The 16,918-nt window shown below is 45.0% G+C and carries 11 protein-coding genes and 1 riboswitch; of the genes, 7 read left to right on the plus strand and 4 right to left on the minus strand.

From position 1 onward, the window contains the following. Positions 1-26: 26 nt before the first annotated feature. Both norW and norV read right to left on the minus strand, forming a co-directional pair. Complete coding sequence (gene norW / locus L5M10_RS18920) at positions 27-1,193, minus strand: NADH:flavorubredoxin reductase NorW (RefSeq protein WP_263255738.1); 1,167 nt, start codon at positions 1,191-1,193, stop codon at positions 27-29. Continuing rightward, the gene (norV, locus tag L5M10_RS18925) at positions 1,186-2,715 is read right to left on the minus strand and encodes an anaerobic nitric oxide reductase flavorubredoxin (RefSeq protein ID WP_263255739.1); all 1,530 of its coding nucleotides are present in this window, start codon (positions 2,713-2,715) and stop codon (positions 1,186-1,188) included. Before norV ends, norW begins: the two co-directional genes overlap by 8 nt. 226 nt (positions 2,716-2,941) lie before the next feature. On the opposite strand from norV, the gene norR reads away from it, so the two are divergent. Continuing rightward, the gene (gene norR, locus L5M10_RS18930; RefSeq protein WP_263255740.1) at positions 2,942-4,549 is read left to right on the plus strand and encodes a nitric oxide reductase transcriptional regulator NorR; all 1,608 of its coding nucleotides are present in this window, start codon (positions 2,942-2,944) and stop codon (positions 4,547-4,549) included. A 50-nt stretch (positions 4,550-4,599) separates the two neighbouring features. Here norR and L5M10_RS18935 read toward each other — a convergent pair whose 3' ends face one another. Then, positions 4,600-5,154, minus strand: coding sequence for a TMEM165/GDT1 family protein (locus L5M10_RS18935; RefSeq protein WP_131524629.1), 555 nt, complete (start codon positions 5,152-5,154; stop codon positions 4,600-4,602). Between the two features lie 410 nt (positions 5,155-5,564). After that, a riboswitch (cyclic di-GMP riboswitch) is annotated at positions 5,565-5,664 on the plus strand. Positions 5,665-5,787: 123 nt separating this feature from the next. On the opposite strand from L5M10_RS18935, the gene gbpA reads away from it, so the two are divergent. The 6 genes from gbpA to L5M10_RS18965 all read left to right on the plus strand — a co-directional run bounded on the left by gbpA (position 5,788) and on the right by L5M10_RS18965 (position 16,703). Beyond that, entirely contained in the window at positions 5,788-7,233 is a 1,446-nt protein-coding gene (gene gbpA / locus L5M10_RS18940) for an N-acetylglucosamine-binding protein GbpA (RefSeq protein WP_263255741.1), read from the plus strand. A 561-nt stretch (positions 7,234-7,794) separates the two neighbouring features. Further along, positions 7,795-8,970, plus strand: a complete 1,176-nt coding sequence (locus L5M10_RS18945; protein ID WP_173248682.1) for an aromatic amino acid transport family protein — start codon at positions 7,795-7,797, stop codon at positions 8,968-8,970. 268 nt (positions 8,971-9,238) lie between these two features. Further along, entirely contained in the window at positions 9,239-11,395 is a 2,157-nt protein-coding gene (locus tag L5M10_RS18950; protein WP_263255742.1) for a S46 family peptidase, read from the plus strand. Between the two features lie 1,037 nt (positions 11,396-12,432). Continuing rightward, on the plus strand, positions 12,433-13,452 hold the full coding sequence (gene istA / locus L5M10_RS18955; protein ID WP_103201373.1) for an IS21 family transposase: 1,020 nt from the start codon (positions 12,433-12,435) through the stop codon (positions 13,450-13,452). Continuing rightward, positions 13,449-14,243, plus strand: a complete 795-nt coding sequence (gene istB / locus L5M10_RS18960) for an IS21-like element helper ATPase IstB (RefSeq protein ID WP_103201374.1) — start codon at positions 13,449-13,451, stop codon at positions 14,241-14,243. Before istA ends, istB begins: the two co-directional genes overlap by 4 nt. A 300-nt stretch (positions 14,244-14,543) precedes the next feature. Continuing rightward, positions 14,544-16,703, plus strand: a complete 2,160-nt coding sequence (locus L5M10_RS18965) for a bacteriohemerythrin (RefSeq protein WP_263255743.1) — start codon at positions 14,544-14,546, stop codon at positions 16,701-16,703. Here L5M10_RS18965 and L5M10_RS18970 read toward each other — a convergent pair. Continuing rightward, the coding region (locus tag L5M10_RS18970) for a transposase (protein ID WP_263179589.1) at positions 16,681-16,918 on the minus strand (238 nt) is incomplete at its 5' end. The two genes, L5M10_RS18965 and L5M10_RS18970, sit on opposite strands and share 23 nt — an antisense overlap.

Here is a 16,918-nt window from a genome sequence, read left to right on the forward strand (position 1 = left end):
ATATTAACATTCTCGTTAATGTGCTCTTAGGCCGCGATGAGTGCCGCGTTAGGGCTATTTAGCTGCTTTAACAATCCAAATGCTTGCTGCATTTTATCCTCGGTTACGATAAATCCTATAAATGTTTCATCCACGTCGAATGCTTTAATACAGCTTCCTTGAGCATCAATATCGACTTGCCAGCGATGGACGCCATTCACTGTTATACCGCTGAGCTGCATAGGTAACAGTGGCGTTTTCACTTTAATGAGCATGGCGGGAAAATTCACTGCTGTCGGTTGGTTCAGTAATGTGTTCGCCAGCGCATTGGCGCTCAGTAACGCAGGTTGCAAATAGGCCCTATTTTGGCCGTTGATTTGGGCGCAATCACCTAGCGCATAAATATGGGCATCGTTGGTTTGTAAGCATTCGTTAACGACGATACCTTTATTGACCTCTAGCCCCGCATGCTGGGCAAGTTGACTGTTAGGGATCAGTCCGGCTGCACAGATAACTGCATCACAAATAAACCGCTGGTCATTATCTAGGCACACAGAGATACTGCCATCTTGGTGTTGCAGTTGGCTGACTCGGGTTTGCAATTGCACTGTGACGTTATGCTGCGTTAGTACAGCGGTCAGTTTGTGGTTTAACATTTCGGGTAGCATATTCGGCATTAAGCTCGCTTGTGGATCGACCAAAAACACTTGCTTACCTGCAGTTGCTAAGTCCATTGCCAGTTCAACTCCGACCAAACCAGCACCGATAACCAGTACTCTCCTCGCGCCATGGATGTCTGCTTCGCAGGCCTGATACTCCATTAAGCTGTTAACTGTGTGGATGATATCGACGCCATCCCCCTCTATAGGCGGAATAAAGGGTTGTGCACCCGTGGCAAGCACTAATTTTTTGTACGCAATTTCGCGTCCTTGATGGCAACAGACTACCTGACGAACTTTATCTATTTTTATGACTTCACAGTGATTTATCACATCAATTTGTTGCTCATGTGCAAATTCAGTCGCGGTCAATTTTATTAGGTCTGACGCCATTTTTTTAAGGCTAAACACATGGCTTAAATCTGGTTTATGGTATTCGTCACCAGAGTCGGCTGTGATAACTGTAATCGGTTGTTCGCGGTTTAAACGTCGCAGTGTTTTGACTAGCTGATATGCCGCGAATCCACTGCCGATAATGACGATTGGCTTAGGCATTAGTCACCTCATTTTTTATGACAGCGAAAACGCTTTTACCTAGGCCACATTCGGGACAGAGGAAGTCTTCGGCCACTTGAGTCCAAGGTGTGCCAGCAATGACATCTTGATTAGGTTCTCCTTTTTTAGGGTCATAAACCCATTGGCAAACGGTGCAAATCATTGATTGTGTATCATTTAATTCGCACGCTTTTGTTGCAATCGGTGCCGTCATAGGGACGTTATTAGTAGCAGTATTTTCAGCTATTTGACTGGCTGTGGTGGCTTGGCTAGGTTTTGACATGACTTGATTAATGATAGAGCGACTATTAGCGCTATCGAGGGGCCGCAATGCCCATTCTCGCGCGATTCGCTGGCCGTGCTGACGGCATTCTTGCATCGCATCACGATCGGGACGCCATTTGACTTTTAATCCCACCGAGGTTTCAAAACCAGCATCCATCAAACGAGTGTGAATTCTATCGACTGCGCCGCCATTCCAGCCATAACTACCAAAAGCTGCCGCCTTTTTATTGCGAAAACGCAGGCCCGTAATTTCTTCAAGCATGGCGGCAATTTTAGGCATCATCACATTATTCATGGTGGATGAGCCGACTAAAATACCTTTTGACCTAAATGCCTGTGCAAGGATTTCGTTTTTATCATGACGTGCGACGTTATACACTTTTACCGCTACATTGGGGTCAACATCATGGATACCTTGAGCAATACCGTCGGCCATCATGCGAGTATTATTGGACATAGAGTCGTAGAAAATCGTGATACGGTCTTCTTGATAAGCGTCGGCCCAAGCTAAATATTGGTGAATAATTTGGGCTGGATTATCACGCCACACAATGCCGTGTGAAGTTGCGATCATATCTACAGGTAAATTAAAGCTTAATACTTCGTGAATTTTAGCCGTCACTAGGCTGCTAAAGGGTGTTAAAATGTTTGAGTAGTATCGTAGGCATTGCTCCATTAATTCATTTTGATCAACCTCATCATTGAATAAATGTTCGTCGCAATAGTGTTGGCCAAAGGCATCGTTACTGAATAAAACCGCATCTTCGGTGAGGTATGTCATCATGCTATCTGGCCAATGTAACATAGGTGCTTCGATAAATATCAGTTGCTTACCATTGCCTATCGCTAAACTATCCCCTGTCTTTACGGTAATGAAATTCCATTCTGGGTGGTGGTGATGTCCTACAATGGAGTCGACCGCATTTTCACTGCAGTAAATTGGAGTGTTAGGAATTTTGGCCATTAATGCAGTCAGGGCGCCTGAGTGGTCTTCCTCTGCATGGTTCATCACAATATAGTCTATGTCGGTTAAATTAATTTCAGCTTCAAGATTTTGTAAGAATTGCTGGCTAAAACGATGATCAACTGTATCAATTAACACGGTTTTTTCTTCACGGATAAGGTAGCTATTGTAGCTTGTGCCTTTAGTTATTTTGTACTCAGTACCATGAAAATCTTGCACTTCCCAATCGCGTTGACCCACCCAGTGGATATTGTTTTTTACATGAATAGTCATAAATACACCTGTGATAATTAATAATGAATGCGCTACGTAAATCTTGCTTATTTAGTTAAATCTCTTATTGCACTCACTATGCCAACATTCTAAGGTGTTGATTTTTATTTATATTAACGTATTTCAACATTTAAAATTACTTGCTGGTGTCATAATGACAATTTGATATTGTTCAAATTGACATTACACTGTTGTCAATATGACTTTATTTGACTGTGGATGTGCTATGAGTACCCATGCTGATTTAACTCAGTTAGCCTTAGATTTAACTGTCGGCGTGTCGACGCAAGACAGATTTGAGCGTTTGTTGGCAGTGGTCAGGCGGCGTGTCAATTGTGATGCTGCGGCATTATTGGCATTTCGGGAGCAGCAATTTGTCCCCTTGGCGATAGATGGGCTCTTTGCCGAAGTGTTAGGGCGGCGCTTTCAAATTAGTGAACATCCGAGATTAGAGGCTATCGCCCGTGCTGGCGATGTGGTTCGTTTCCCAGCCGACAGTGAACTTCCCGATCCGTATGATGGTTTAATTTCACATCATAGTGCGAACTTACATGTACATGCTTGCATTGGTTTACCACTAATCGCGAACGATCGCTTAATTGGGGCGCTCACCATTGATGGTTTTAACCCTCATCAGTTTGATGGTTTTAGTGATAGTGAGTTGCGTGTGATCAGCGCACTGGCCGCAGCCAGTCTTAATACTGCGTTATTGATGCAACAGCTAGAATCCCAAGTTGTTGAAGTTTCCAATGGCACTGAGGTGCTCAATCGTCCTGCTAGTCAGCAGGAGATCATAGGGCAATCCACACAGATCCAATCGCTAAAGCAGCAGATAAGTGCCGTGGCAGGCACTGATTTATCGGTATTAATTACCGGCGAAACTGGCGTGGGTAAGGAGTTAGTGGCCGCGGCGATACATAATCAATCGACCAGAGCCGATAAATCACTTATCTATTTGAACTGCGCTGCATTGCCGGAGTCCGTCGCCGAAAGCGAGTTATTTGGACATGTAAAAGGGGCATTTACGGGGGCAATCAGTCATAGGCAAGGCAAGTTTGAACTCGCTGACAAGGGGACCTTGTTTTTAGATGAAATCGGGGAGCTTCCCTTGGGGCTGCAAGCTAAGTTATTGAGGGTTTTACAATACGGTGAATTACAGCGAGTGGGCAGTGATAAGAGCCTAAAAGTTAATACTCGGATTATTGCCGCCACTAATCGAATTTTGCACCAAGAGGCAACGGAAGGGCGCTTTCGTTTCGATCTTTACCATAGGTTGAGCGTATTTCCTATCCACGTAGCACCATTAAGAGAGCGTGGGCAAGATATTGTTATGCTGACAGGTTTTTTTCTTGAACGTTGTAAAGCGAAGTTAGGACTCACCCATATCAATATCACACCCGCAGCGCAGCAGTTATTAGAGCAATACACGTGGCCGGGTAATGTGCGTGAGCTAGAGCATGCGATACACAGGGCTGCGGTGTTGGCGAAAGCCGAGCTAAAAACGGCTTACATCAGCTTAAGTAATAAACATTTTCAGCTCGATTCTTTGATGAATCAAGCACACAAAACAGTCGACGAAGATAGGCTATCAGATGCCGCAACGCCAGTCAGTGAATTAGCATTTAGGTCTGAGTCGGCCTGTCGTGAGGGACAATCGCAAGATCATTCCAGTGTTATGCTGGGGCTTAAGGCTGCGACTGAGAGATATCAGCGTCAACTTATTCGCCAAGTTTTAGCCGCGAATCAACAAAATTGGGCTGCGTGTGCAAGAATATTGCAAATCGATACAGGTAATTTGCACCGACTTGCAAAACGGTTAGGTTTAAAAGAATAAAATATTGCGTGAAGAAATTTTATTCTGCAGCAAAACCCCTGCCTCGATTCTTAGAAGAACAGGGTCGCGACACCCAGTAGTGCGAACAATACGGCGCAGCCACGGTGTATCCACAACATAGGCAATTTTTCAGCGCTGAAGTGGCCTGCGATCACTACGGGTACGTTAGCAAGCAGCATGCCTAAGGTTGTGCCAGCAACCACCATAGTTAATGAATCGTATTTTGCGGCTAATACCACAGTTGCGATTTGCGTTTTATCCCCCATTTCGGCGATAAAAAACAGAATAAAGGTGGCGAGAAAGGGGCCCATTTTATAGAAACGGCTCTCTTCTGCATCGACTTTATCGGGGATTAACACCCAAAGAGCGATCGCAAAGAATGACGCAGCCACTAAATAACGTGCAAGATCTGGGCTTACCCAGTTAATGGCCCATTGACCAATCCAAGCTGCGGCAAAATGGTTAAATAATGTCGACAGCAAAATACCTAAAATAATGGCGGTTTTATTTTTAAATCTTGCGGCGAGGATTAGTGCAAGTAATTGAGTTTTATCACCAATTTCGGCGATAGCAACCGTAAAGGTTGAGGCAAGTAGGGCTTCCAAGTGTGATCCTTTAGGGGTGGTTATGACATAAGCACAATAAACCGTCCACCCCTAGGTGCGGTCATTGTGCTCAGGTCTTGCTGGGCAAATCTATGATTTGCTGTGAACACCATGGCATGTTGCCAAGTATGTTGATGTTCACCCTAGATGACGATGGCTCGAAATCCAGTTAGCTACTCCCCCGAAGCGAGGTGGGCATTATACCTAGGTAAGATTTAGTTTCAAGCACGAGTTTATAACAGTAGGTGCTGATAAATGTTTGACGGGTGTCAGAAAAATACCGATCCACATTCTGTAACTTAATGAATATAAATGAATTATTTTTTGACAACGTTGTCTTTTGTTGCTAATTTAGCCAAGTCATTTCTACTTGGTTACATACTGTTAACTCGTAGTGACTCAATGATAACGACTGTATTTGGCAAACTAATTGAAAAGTTAGGACGCAAAGCTTCCGGTCTAAGGTTGTAAATGGATTTTTTAGTGAACTAAGATAGCGGAGTTGCCGCAGAATTCGATTTCTGTGAAAGATAAACGACTGCTGTTTAATGCTGTTGTTTGCCCAAATACCACTTTTATATCTAAGCCTATCATTATGTTTAGGATGATAGGCAATCAATGGAGTGCATTAAAGTGGCAAATTCTACTGTTTTTTCCCCTATTTCTAAATTGAGTTTATTGGCCGCGGCAGTAATGGCGACGAATGCGTTTGTGAGTATCTCTGCGCAGGCGCACGGTTATGTTGTGGCACCAGAATCGCGTTCATATGCCTGTAAAGCAGGTAAAAATGCCAATTGTGGCGCGGTGCAATGGGAGCCGCAAAGTGTTGAGGGGCCATCGGGTTTTCCTGAATCAGGTCCTGCTGATGGCAAACTGGCGAGTGCTGGCAATGGTGCTTTTTCACCTTTGGATGAACAAAGTCCGAGCCGTTGGGCAAAGACGGATATTAAAGCGGGCTGGAATAAGTTCAGTTGGCAGTTCACAGCAAACCATGTCACCCGTAATTGGCGTTACTATTTAACTCGCCAAGATTGGAACCCAAACCAAGCTTTGAGCCGAGCGAGCTTTGACTTAGCCCCCTTTTGCGTAGTTGATGGTGGTATGGAGCAGCCGCCTAAGTTAGTGACCCATGACTGCTACGTGCCAGAAGGTCGCAGTGGTTATCAAGTGATCTTGGCCGTGTGGGAAGTGGGAGATACGACGAATAGTTTCTACAATGCTATCGATGTGAACTTGGGCTCGGGTCCTGTTGTGCCGAGTGAATGGCAAGATGTGGGGGATATCAATCCGTCACTCGATCTAAAAGCAGGCGATAAAGTGATGACCCGGGTGTTTGACGCCAATGGTGAGCAAGCGGCTAAGCAAACAGTCATTACCATTAGCGATGCGACTCAAGGTGATAAACAAAATTGGCCTTTCCTATTAGCAAGCGCGATTAATGCCCAGCAGTCCCAGTTAAAAGCGGGACAAAAAAATGCATCGGGTGTGATTGAGCCTGTGTATGGCAAAAACGACATTTTTACAGCGAAAAACTCAGGTATTGAGCGTGTCGAAGTAGGATTTGATTTAGCTCCTGCTCCGGGCAACAGCTTAGAAGTCACTTCACTTGCCGATGATTATCAAATTATCGATGGTGCGGCGAAGGTCAGCTTTGATGTGACCAGTAACGCCGAGATGCTAGTGTCAGCGTATTTGTTTAGCCATGATGGCACAGCGGCAGGTTTTGTGAGCCAAACTGTTAACAATACCAGTGCTAGCTTAGTGTTAGACGTCGTTGAGCCTAAAGCTGGGCATTATCATTTGCAGGTAAAAGCTGAGCCTAAACAAGGTGATGTTATTCAGCAGAACTTTGATCTCTTCTTAAAGGACCAAGCTCCTGCACCAGAAGCTGATTTTGTATTCCCAGCAGGCGTGAAAGGTTACGTTGCAGGTACTACAGTGTTACAGCCTAAAAATGGCAAAGTGTATCAATGTAAGCCATTCCCTTATAGCGGCTATTGCGTGCAGTGGTCGGCTTCTGCCACTGGATTTGAACCAGGTGTTGGCGCTTCTTGGGCTATGGCGTGGACTGAGCTGTAAATTAACTTTTTGAGTTAATCAATTCTCAACATGATGTGATTGGGCTTAAACATATCCGTGTGTTTAAGCCCTTTTTGTCTGCATCGGATGGAAAAAGACCGGCTTTATTTTGATTCGAGCCTAATACAAGATTACAGGTATTCTCAACAAAGGTAGCGCTTTTGTTGGCTTGTATATTTTCGTTTATCACAGCGCTATTAAGTTGTTACCGTACCGTTTGCTGCCCTTCTTTGTTCACAACTGGCTTGCCCACTGGGTTTGGCTCTGTTAATGTCCCAAACTATCTATTTAATCGATGCTTATATCGGTACATTAATTTGGGCTATCACAATTGAAAGTCATGCCATTTTTCAATAATCGATTTAGTTAGCCTCAATGGCTACTGGGTTGAAACATTCAAAAGCTATTGGGGCCAATTGATCTGCTAGGTCGAGATCTGATTGGATGCTTTAAGTGATGTGTCGCTTATTTCGATTTAAGACGCAAGGCTTTATCGGTTCAAATCTTACTCAAATAAAATAATAATTAATTATTGAACAGGACTATTGTGTGAATTCAAAAATGTTAGGCTCGATCGCCATCGTTGCCGGGACGGCCATTGGCGCAGGTATGTTAGCGTTACCTTTAGCCACAGCGGCTTTAGGTATTATCCCTGCTTTAGTGTTACTCGTCGTTATTTGGGGCGTGTCCGCCTATACCTCATTACTTATGCTCGAAATTAACTTACGCACTGGCGTGGGGGATAACGTGCATGCTATTACGGGTAAGTTACTGGGTAAAAAAGGTCAAATAATTCAAGGTGCTTCTTTCCTGAGTTTATTATTTGCTTTGACCGCGGCTTATCTCACCGGCGGCTCTTCGTTATTAGTGCTTAAAGCGAAGAACATGTTCGATATCGTGCTCGATAATCAAGTCGCAGTGTTGTTATTTACACTCGTGCTCGGTGGCTTTGCGGCGCTAGGTGTTGCTTGGGTCGATAAAGTTTCACGTTTCCTATTTTCGTTAATGATTCTATTGCTCGTGGTGGTGGTATTATTTTTATTGCCCGAAGTCAGTATTGCTAGCATGGCAACTGGCGCGATTGCCGAGTCTATGACCAGCAATTGGATGGCGGCAATTCCCGTAGTGTTTACTTCGTTTGGTTTCCACGTCTGTATCGCCACTTTAGTGCGTTATCTCGATGGCGATGCGGTATCACTGCGTAAAGTGTTGTTAATCGGCTCGACGATCCCACTTGCTTGTTATGTTCTGTGGTTATTGGTGACTTTAGGCACTGTCGGCGGATATGAGGTGAATAGTTTTGAAGGTTCACTACCTTCACTCGTCACGGCATTGCAGGATATTGCTCATACGCCTTGGATCAGCAAATGTATTTCATTATTCGCTGACTTAGCTTTAGTGACCTCATTCCTCGGTGTGACCTTAAGTTTATATGACTTTATCGCCGAATTAACTCGTGCCAAAGAAACGTTTGCCGGTCGTATTCAAACTTGGTTACTCACCTTTATTCCGCCTGTCTTGTGTGCCTTGTATTTGCCTGAAGGCTTTGTGGCGGTACTGGGATTTGCTGCCGTACCATTGGTCGTGATGATTATCTTCTTGCCCATTGTTATGGCACTGCGTCAACGTCAGTCGCAGCTTGGGGGTTATCAAGTGTCTGGCGGATCTGTTGCGTTAGTCATTGCAGGTTTGTTAGGTGCCGTGATTGTGGGTGCTCAGCTATTTGTTGGGATCTAATTCATTGCGATAGGTGAGGCCTTTTAGCGAAAGCGTCCGGGTAACTTTGATTAAATGTATTTGCTTTGTAAGCGAGTTTTTCAGAGTCTGTTATAGAGAGTGTCGCATGTGATAAAGTCAGGCCCCGGCCTGACTTTTTGCTTTTTAGGTTTTAAAGCGAGTGATGCTGGGTTTTAGCACAGTTATTTAAAATTAAAACAACGCTATTAAAACGAGAAAATGGCCCAGCTTGCGCGTGGCTTCATTCACATCAAACGGACTTAACACAATGAAAAAATGGTTACTCACAGTTGCCGTGGCCGCTAGTTTTGGCGCACAGGCTGACGAAGGTATGTGGCAGCCCTATCAACTGCCTGCTATGGCTGATGAGCTAAAAGCAAAAGGCCTTGAAATTGATGCAAAATCGATTTCTAAACTCACCGAATTCCCTATGAATGCCGTGATAAGCCTCGGCGGTTGCACTGCATCATTTGTATCGCCAAAGGGCCTAGTCGTGACTAACCATCACTGTGCCTATGGAGCGATTCAATACAACTCCACTCCTGAGAAAAATCTGCTGCAGGATGGTTTTTTAGCTAAGACCTTCGCCGATGAATTACCTGCGACCCCTGGCTCACGTGTCTATGTGACTGAAGATGTAACTAATGTCACTGAGCGAGTTAAAAATGGGCTTGAAGGTAAAGTGGGCAGCGCCTTCTATCAAGGCATTGAAAGCCAAGAAAAAGCGTTAGTCGCTGAATGTGAAAAAGAAGATGGCTACCGTTGTCAAGTTTATAGCTTCCACGGTGGCCTCGAATATTACCTAGTAAAACAACTAGAAATCCGTGATGTTCGCTTAGTTTATAACCCCGCCGCGAGCGTGGGTAAGTACGGCGGGAATTTGGACAACTGGATGTGGCCACGTCACACAGGCGATTTTTCTTTCTACCGTGCTTATGTCTCTAAAGCGGGTAAACCCGCAGAGTTTAGTGCTGACAACGTGCCTTATGAGCCAAAAAGTTTCTTAAAAGTATCGGCTAAAGGTGTGAGCGAAGGTGATTTTGTGATGGTTGCAGGCTACCCAGGTCGCACCAACAGATATCGCACAGCCACTGAAGTTCAAAATGAGTTTGAGTGGGCTTATCCCGAAGGCAAAATGCTGCGTGAACGCTTTATTGAAATCATTAAAGAAACCGCGCCAGAGGGCAGCGACGAGCGTATTAAGTACGAGAGTCAAATTGCTGGCCTTGCAAATTACGCGAAAAACTTCACTTCTATGATCGAGTTTTACGGTAAATCAACCATGTTGGCCGACCGTAAAGCCCTCGAAGCTAAGCTTGCGGCGTGGATAGCCAAAGACAGCAGTCGTGAAGCGAAATACGGTAAAACCTTAGCGGAATTAGATGCCTTGATTGCCAAAGGCAAAACGCATCAAGAGCGTGACATGATCTTAAGCTACATAGGCAGTACGACTATGTTGCCGACGGCGCGCAGCTTATATCGCCTCGCGAACGAGAAACAACTGCCAGATATGCAGCGTGAACCGGGCTTCCAAGATCGTGATATGACACGTCTAAAAGCCAGCATGGAGCGTATCGACCGTCGTTATGCGCCAAGCGTTGATAAAGCGGTATTGCTCGACATGCTAAAACGCTACGCCGCACTGCCAGAAGATCAGCGCCTACCCGCATTGGATAAAGCCTTTGGTATCGATAAAAAGTTTAGTGAAGCTAAGCTTTCGAAAACCTTAGATAAAATGTACGCCAAAACTGAGTTAGGTAAGAAAGACGTTCGTCTGGCGTGGATGGATAAATCCGTTGCCGATTTTAAAGCCTCTAAAGATCCTTTCATTCAATTCGCTGTCGCTATGTATGACACAGATATGGCCGAAGAAAAGAAAGAAAAAGAATTAGCGGGTGAACTAATGAAGGTGCGTCCGCAATATATGGATGCCATTATTGCTTACAACCTAGAGCAGGGTAAGCCTGTGTATGCCGATGCTAACTCTAGCCTGCGTGTCACAGTTGGCCATGTGAAAGGCTATTCGCCAAAAGACGGTTTAGTGGCCGTGCCATTCACTCGCCTTGAAGGCATAGTGCAAAAGGACACGGGTGTTGACCCATTCGATGCACCGAAGAAAGAGTTAGAGCTGATTAAGCAGAAGCAATATGGTGATTTCTATATGAAATCAATAGATTCTGTACCAGTAAACTTTTTATCAACTTTAGATACTACTGGCGGAAATTCTGGCTCACCGACCTTAAACGGCCGTGCTGAATTAGTGGGCCTGTTGTTCGATGGTGTGTATGAAAGCATTATCGGCGGTTGGGCATTTGATAACGAGATTAACCGTTCTATTCATGTCGACAGCCGTTATATGCTGTGGGTAATGAAGTATTTAGATCATGCCGACAATTTATTAGCTGAGATGGAAATCGTTAAGTAATCCATTGCCGCACCAGCAATGGTGCGGCCTATAATGGCATAGTGAATTTGGATTATCAGCATTCAAGTGCGATTTAGTGCTTTAAGAATACTGAAATAACAAGACAACAAAATAGCGATAAACTCACTGGGTTTATCGCTATTTTTTTGTGCAATGACTGCTGATAGCTGTTGAGATAGCTTCGCTATGGTATTAGCTCACCGACTCGCAGCAAGTCCATCCGTGGATGCTCGACCGCCCCGTCCATGGGGCGGACGGTCGTCTCGCAAATCACCATAGCTCGCCTTTTTAGCATTAGCGGAACCTGTAGATTTAAAAGATTACGTAACATACTTTTGGACATTTTCGAGTTACGGTAACGGGCTGATTTCTACCCTTCGGATAACTTCTGGCATCCTAAAACGTCAAAGACCACCGTTGTCGGCGATGGTCGGCGTGACAGGAAATGGACAATTCCTTGCACCAGAGAACTGTGTTACCAGATTTACTTTATTCAGGATTCTCGACAAAGTATGCAGAATCCTGAACACCCATAATGGGGTTGTCCCATACAGCCTTAATCTAATAACCCTTATAAAAACCGTACTTTCTTCTAATGTGTAACTGTTATGGGGCTGTGCAAGGCCTCTTCGCCAGAATACTGGGTATAGCTCGAAGTTTTCACGGTCGATGAAGGTTGATAATACAGATAGCTAAGATAGAATCGGTCTGTATAAAAATGGAGCATTTTTTCTTACCTAGAACTAGGCAATTCGCTTTGTCGCTGACGATTCTGTTAGAAGAATATAATAAAAAGCCATTGCCAAAAAGGACTTACAATAGAGGCCAAACGTTGTTCTCAATCTAGAATTATTTGGTCTAGCGCCGTAACTATCAGGTATTATCATTACCTGAACAAACCAGTAAAAAAAATCGGTTACTCGAAAGAGAAGTCAACCTGTGTCAGCGCCGATGTAAAAATGACCCACTAACGCCGATTTAAAATTGACCCACCTGAGTCAAACTATCCGTTCGTAACATGGACAAAGCGGCGGATTATGATCAATCAGGAGCAACTAGTGGAAATACACGTTTTACATCAGCAAGGGCGAAGCATCCGCCGCATCGCAAAGGATATGGGTATATCAAGGAATACCGTTCGCACTTATCTTCGAAATAAAGACAAAGCGCCTGTGTATCCCGAGCGTATATCCCGACCAACCAAGCTACAGCCTTACCATGACTACTTGCGTACTCGGATTGAAGCCGCAAAGCCTTATTGGATACCCGCAACCGTCTTACTGCGTGAGTTGAAATCTCTCGGTTACGAGGGCGGTATAACGATGCTCAAAGAGCACATCAAACAGTACAAACCTAGTGCGCCAGTCGATCCTGTGGTTCGATTCGAGACATTGCCAGGTGAGCAGATGCAAGTCGACTTCACGACTATCACGCATTACGGTGTACGTGTTAAAGCCTTCGTGGCAACGCTGGGTTATAGCAGAGCGACGTTCGTTCGCTTTAGTGAACGAGAGCGCCAAGAAGACTGGATAGAAGGTCTTGAAGAAGCATTTGAATACTTCGGTGGCGTCCCCAAAGAAGTGTTGTTCGATAATGCGAAAGCCATCATGATAGAGCGTGATGCATACGGTGAAGGTAAGCACCGCTGGAATCCTGCACTGCTCTCCGCAGCCAAGAAATACAACTTTAAACCAAGAGCTTGTCGTCCATATCGCGCAAAGACCAAAGGAAAAGTGGAGCGATTCAACTCTTACTTGAAGAATAGCTTCGTCACTCCGCTTGCGGCGACACTCAAGCAGCATGGTCTTAAAATTACCATCGATGTTCTTAATGGACATATCGGCGCATGGCTAGAAACCGTCGCTCATCAACGAACTCATGGTACGACAGGTGCAAAGCCTCAGGTTCTCTTGGATGAAGAGCGCTTTGCACTTCAGTCGCTACCATCGCCGAGACGCCCAACCGCATCACCTACAATCAGCGATAGTGTGATACCACTCGAAAGCTTCCAGCACCCTCTCTCAACCTATGACGCGCTGTTGGAGGTGCGAGTATGAACCTTCAAATGAATCGCATTGAAGCTGCCTGTGCCGCGCTGAAGTTACAAGCTATCGGTCAGGAATGGCCGAGACTGGCAGAAATCGCCAATAGCCGTGAACTGAGCCTAGCCGATTACTTAGAGTCACTTCTGAGCGCAGAGCTGGAAGTGAGAGCAGAACGCACAAGAGCCACACTAACTAAGTTCGCCAGCTTCCCAATGGAAAAAACGTTCGATGATTATGACTTCAAGTTCGCAACGGGTGCGCCGAGAAAACAGCTCAAGGAACTAACAGGGCTAGCGTTCATAGAGCGAAAGGAAAACGTGGTATTACTTGGGCCAAGTGGCGTCGGCAAGAGCCACCTTGCAGTGAGTCTTGGTCAACTCGCTGTCCAAAAAGGTTTTAAAACGCGGTTCATCACGGCAGCAGACTTGATGCTTCAACTCTCTACTGCGAAAGCTCAAGGTAAACTAGACAGTTACTTGAGGCGCAGTGTACTTGCTCCCAGACTGCTTATCGTCGATGAAATCGGGTATCTACCGTTCGGCAGAGAAGAGGCCAACTTGTTCTTTAACGTCATCGCCAAACGTTATGAGCAAGGCAGTATTATCGTGACCAGTAACTTGCCGTTCTCTCAATGGTCAAATGCGTTCGCCGACGATACAACACTGACGGCAGCACTGCTCGATAGGCTTCTTCATCACTCACACATCGTACAAATCAGCGGTGAGAGCTATCGATTAAAAGGAAAAAAGGCGGCTGGAACCATACCAGCGGCTCTAGAAAGTCTATCTGAAGGTAAAGGTTAATTACGTGGGTGGGTCAATTTTACTTCGGCGATAACGCCGATAAGTGGGTCAATTTTAAACTGGCGTTGACACCTGTTGCAGTCTATCCTCAAATAAAGGCTTAACGCGATTTTTTACATTCATAATTAGGGTAAACTAATCATAGAAATACAAACAATAATGGAATAAAAACGTAGTGAGAAGTTGGCAACCTCTGAGAAAACAAAGAAATGAGGCAGTGATAGCTGGAATAGAATGGCTTTCGGGGAAGGTTATCACCCATCATGAGCCTATAAGTGTTAGCAAAAGAGGCATGATGATATGACAAATTTTCATACCAGACAGCACCATATCGATATGTTCCCTTGGAATGACAGTTTCAACACAGGTATAGATGAAATTGACCAGCAGCACAAACAGTTGGTTTTCCTGCTTAATCAAGTTCCAAACCATATTATTTTTCAGCAGGAAGAGCCTCCTTTACGCAGCATTATTGATGAACTGGTTGATTACGCTGCCTACCATTTCCAGAGTGAAGAAAACCATTGGCTAGCGATATTGCCTGATGTCCATGAAACTGTCAGTCACAGAGATAGCCATAGTCGCTTTATTGAACGCATACAAGAGTTCAAATTGAAGTCAGACATTATACCAACAGAGCAGTGGCTGGAAGAGCTACTGTCTTTTTTAGCCAGTTGGCTGGCGGCTCATATTCTGGAAAGTGATAAGCACATGGCTTTGCTTGTAAATGCCGTCGAGTCTGGCATGTCTGTTGAGGAAGCTCGCCAGTGGACTGACGAGCAAATGCGGGACTCAACAAAAGCCATTATAAACATCATTATTGCTTCGTATAAAAACTTAAGTGCCAGCGCATTACGCCTGATGCGTGAAATTAAACACGGGAACCTCACCCAGACGAAACTCTCAAACAGCGAGCTTCGGTTACAACAGGCGATGGAATATGCCCAGATTGGCTACTGGTCACTCGGCTACAACAGTGAAGTGGCGGATTGGTCTCCCGAGATATTTAACCTGTTTGGCCTGCCAGAAGGCTCTGTCCCCAGCCCGGATTCGCTCTGTAGCATCATGCATAAGGATTACCATATCCCTTTCCTTAACTCTATGCAGGAGTGTTTCCAGACCGGAAAAGAGCATTATGTTGAATATCCTATAATCCGGCCAAGCGATGGGAAAGAGCGCTGGATAGAGTGCCGTGGTAGAGTAACCTATCATGACGATGGAACACCCGACAGGATAGCGGGCTTTGTTCAGGATATCACTCAGCGTAAGGACAGCGAAAAGCAAATCACAGAGCTCGCATATTATGATTCATTAACGGGGCTACCAAACCGACGGCTACTATTTGACAGGCTGCACCAGACTATTGCGGCTTGCAAACGCCGCAACCAGAACAATGCGTTATTATTTTTAGATATTGATAATTTTAAAAAGATAAATGACCAGCATGGGCATGAGTATGGAGACGCGCTTCTTAAGAACGTCGCCTTACGCATCAGACAGTGTATTCGCGATGGTGATACGTTAGCCCGTTTGTCGGGTGATGAATTCGTTGTCATTCTTCCCGGTCTGGATGCCAACTCTATGGATGCAGCCACTCAGGCTGAAGTTGTGGCGACAAAATTGTCGGACGTACTTGCTGAAACCTGCCAGCTACAAAATATCCAGTATAAAAGTGGTGTAAGCATTGGTATTGCGCTCTTTTCTGATAGCAAGCAAACCGAATCAGAACTTTTAAAACAGGCCGATATGGCTATGTATAAGGCAAAACAATCGGGAAAAAACGCGGTTTGTTTCTTTGACCCACAAATGCAGAATGAAGTCATGGAGCACGCCCAGTTGGAGGATGACCTGCAAAAAGCGATTCAAGGGCAGGAATTTGTTCTCCACTATCAACCTCAGGTTAACCAGAAAAACCACGTGTGTGGGGCAGAAACATTGGTTCGCTGGCAACACACTGACAAAGGCTTGGTTGGGCCTGATAGGTTTATTTCTCTTGCAGAAAAAACCGGGCTCATCGTTCCCCTTGGTAACTGGGTACTCAAGTCAGCCTGTAAACAGTTGAGTTTATGGCAGGAGAGAGCAGAAACCCAACACCTGACACTTTCCGTCAATGTAAGTGCCAGACAGTTTCATGATCCGCAGTTCATACCTCTGGTTTGTCAGTTACTCGAAAAGTATCACCTGCCAAGAGGCAAGCTACGTTTAGAGCTCACAGAAACGATGATGGTCGATGATATGGATAAAACGATTTCATCCATGAACGTCCTCAGAAAAAAAGGTGTGCACTTTGCTCTGGATGACTTTGGTACCGGATACTCATCACTTCGATATCTCAAAAGACTCCCCCTAAGCCAGCTAAAGATTGACCGCTCGTTTGTGGTTGATTTAGAGTCAGATGTCAATGACCAGTCTATCGTCAAAACGATTATATACCCAATCAACCTGAAGATGCGTGGGTAAAGAGCTGAAAATTATCATTGATCCGCGACGCTAAACTTTCACCAATATCGGGTAATGTTTCTTTGAAAAATTTATCCAGTGCGGACCTGAAATCTCGCTTATTTTTGAAGTACACGCTGTTCCTCGCGTGCTCATTCATGACCTTCCACAGTCTTTCTATCGGATTGAGGTTCGGGCTGTAAGGCGGTAAATAATGCAACTCAATATTGTGCGAA

It is taken from the genome of Shewanella sp. SM32, assembly GCF_025654235.1.
Lineage (GTDB): Bacteria > Pseudomonadota > Gammaproteobacteria > Enterobacterales > Shewanellaceae > Shewanella > Shewanella oncorhynchi.

Bases quoted from the DNA above. Each gene is read 5' to 3' on its own strand.
- norW (WP_263255738.1), bottom strand. From the start codon at position 1,193: ATGCCTAAGCCAATCGTCATTATCGGCAGTGGATTCGCGGCATATCAG.
- norV (WP_263255739.1), bottom strand. From the start codon at position 2,715: ATGACTATTCATGTAAAAAACAATATCCACTGGGTGGGTCAACGCGAT.
- norR (WP_263255740.1), top strand. From the start codon at position 2,942: ATGAGTACCCATGCTGATTTAACTCAGTTAGCCTTAGATTTAACTGTC.
- L5M10_RS18945 (WP_173248682.1), top strand. From the start codon at position 7,795: ATGTTAGGCTCGATCGCCATCGTTGCCGGGACGGCCATTGGCGCAGGT.
- L5M10_RS18950 (WP_263255742.1), top strand. From the start codon at position 9,239: ATGAAAAAATGGTTACTCACAGTTGCCGTGGCCGCTAGTTTTGGCGCA.
- istA (WP_103201373.1), top strand. From the start codon at position 12,433: ATGATCAATCAGGAGCAACTAGTGGAAATACACGTTTTACATCAGCAA.
- istB (WP_103201374.1), top strand. From the start codon at position 13,449: ATGAACCTTCAAATGAATCGCATTGAAGCTGCCTGTGCCGCGCTGAAG.
- L5M10_RS18965 (WP_263255743.1), top strand. From the start codon at position 14,544: ATGACAAATTTTCATACCAGACAGCACCATATCGATATGTTCCCTTGG.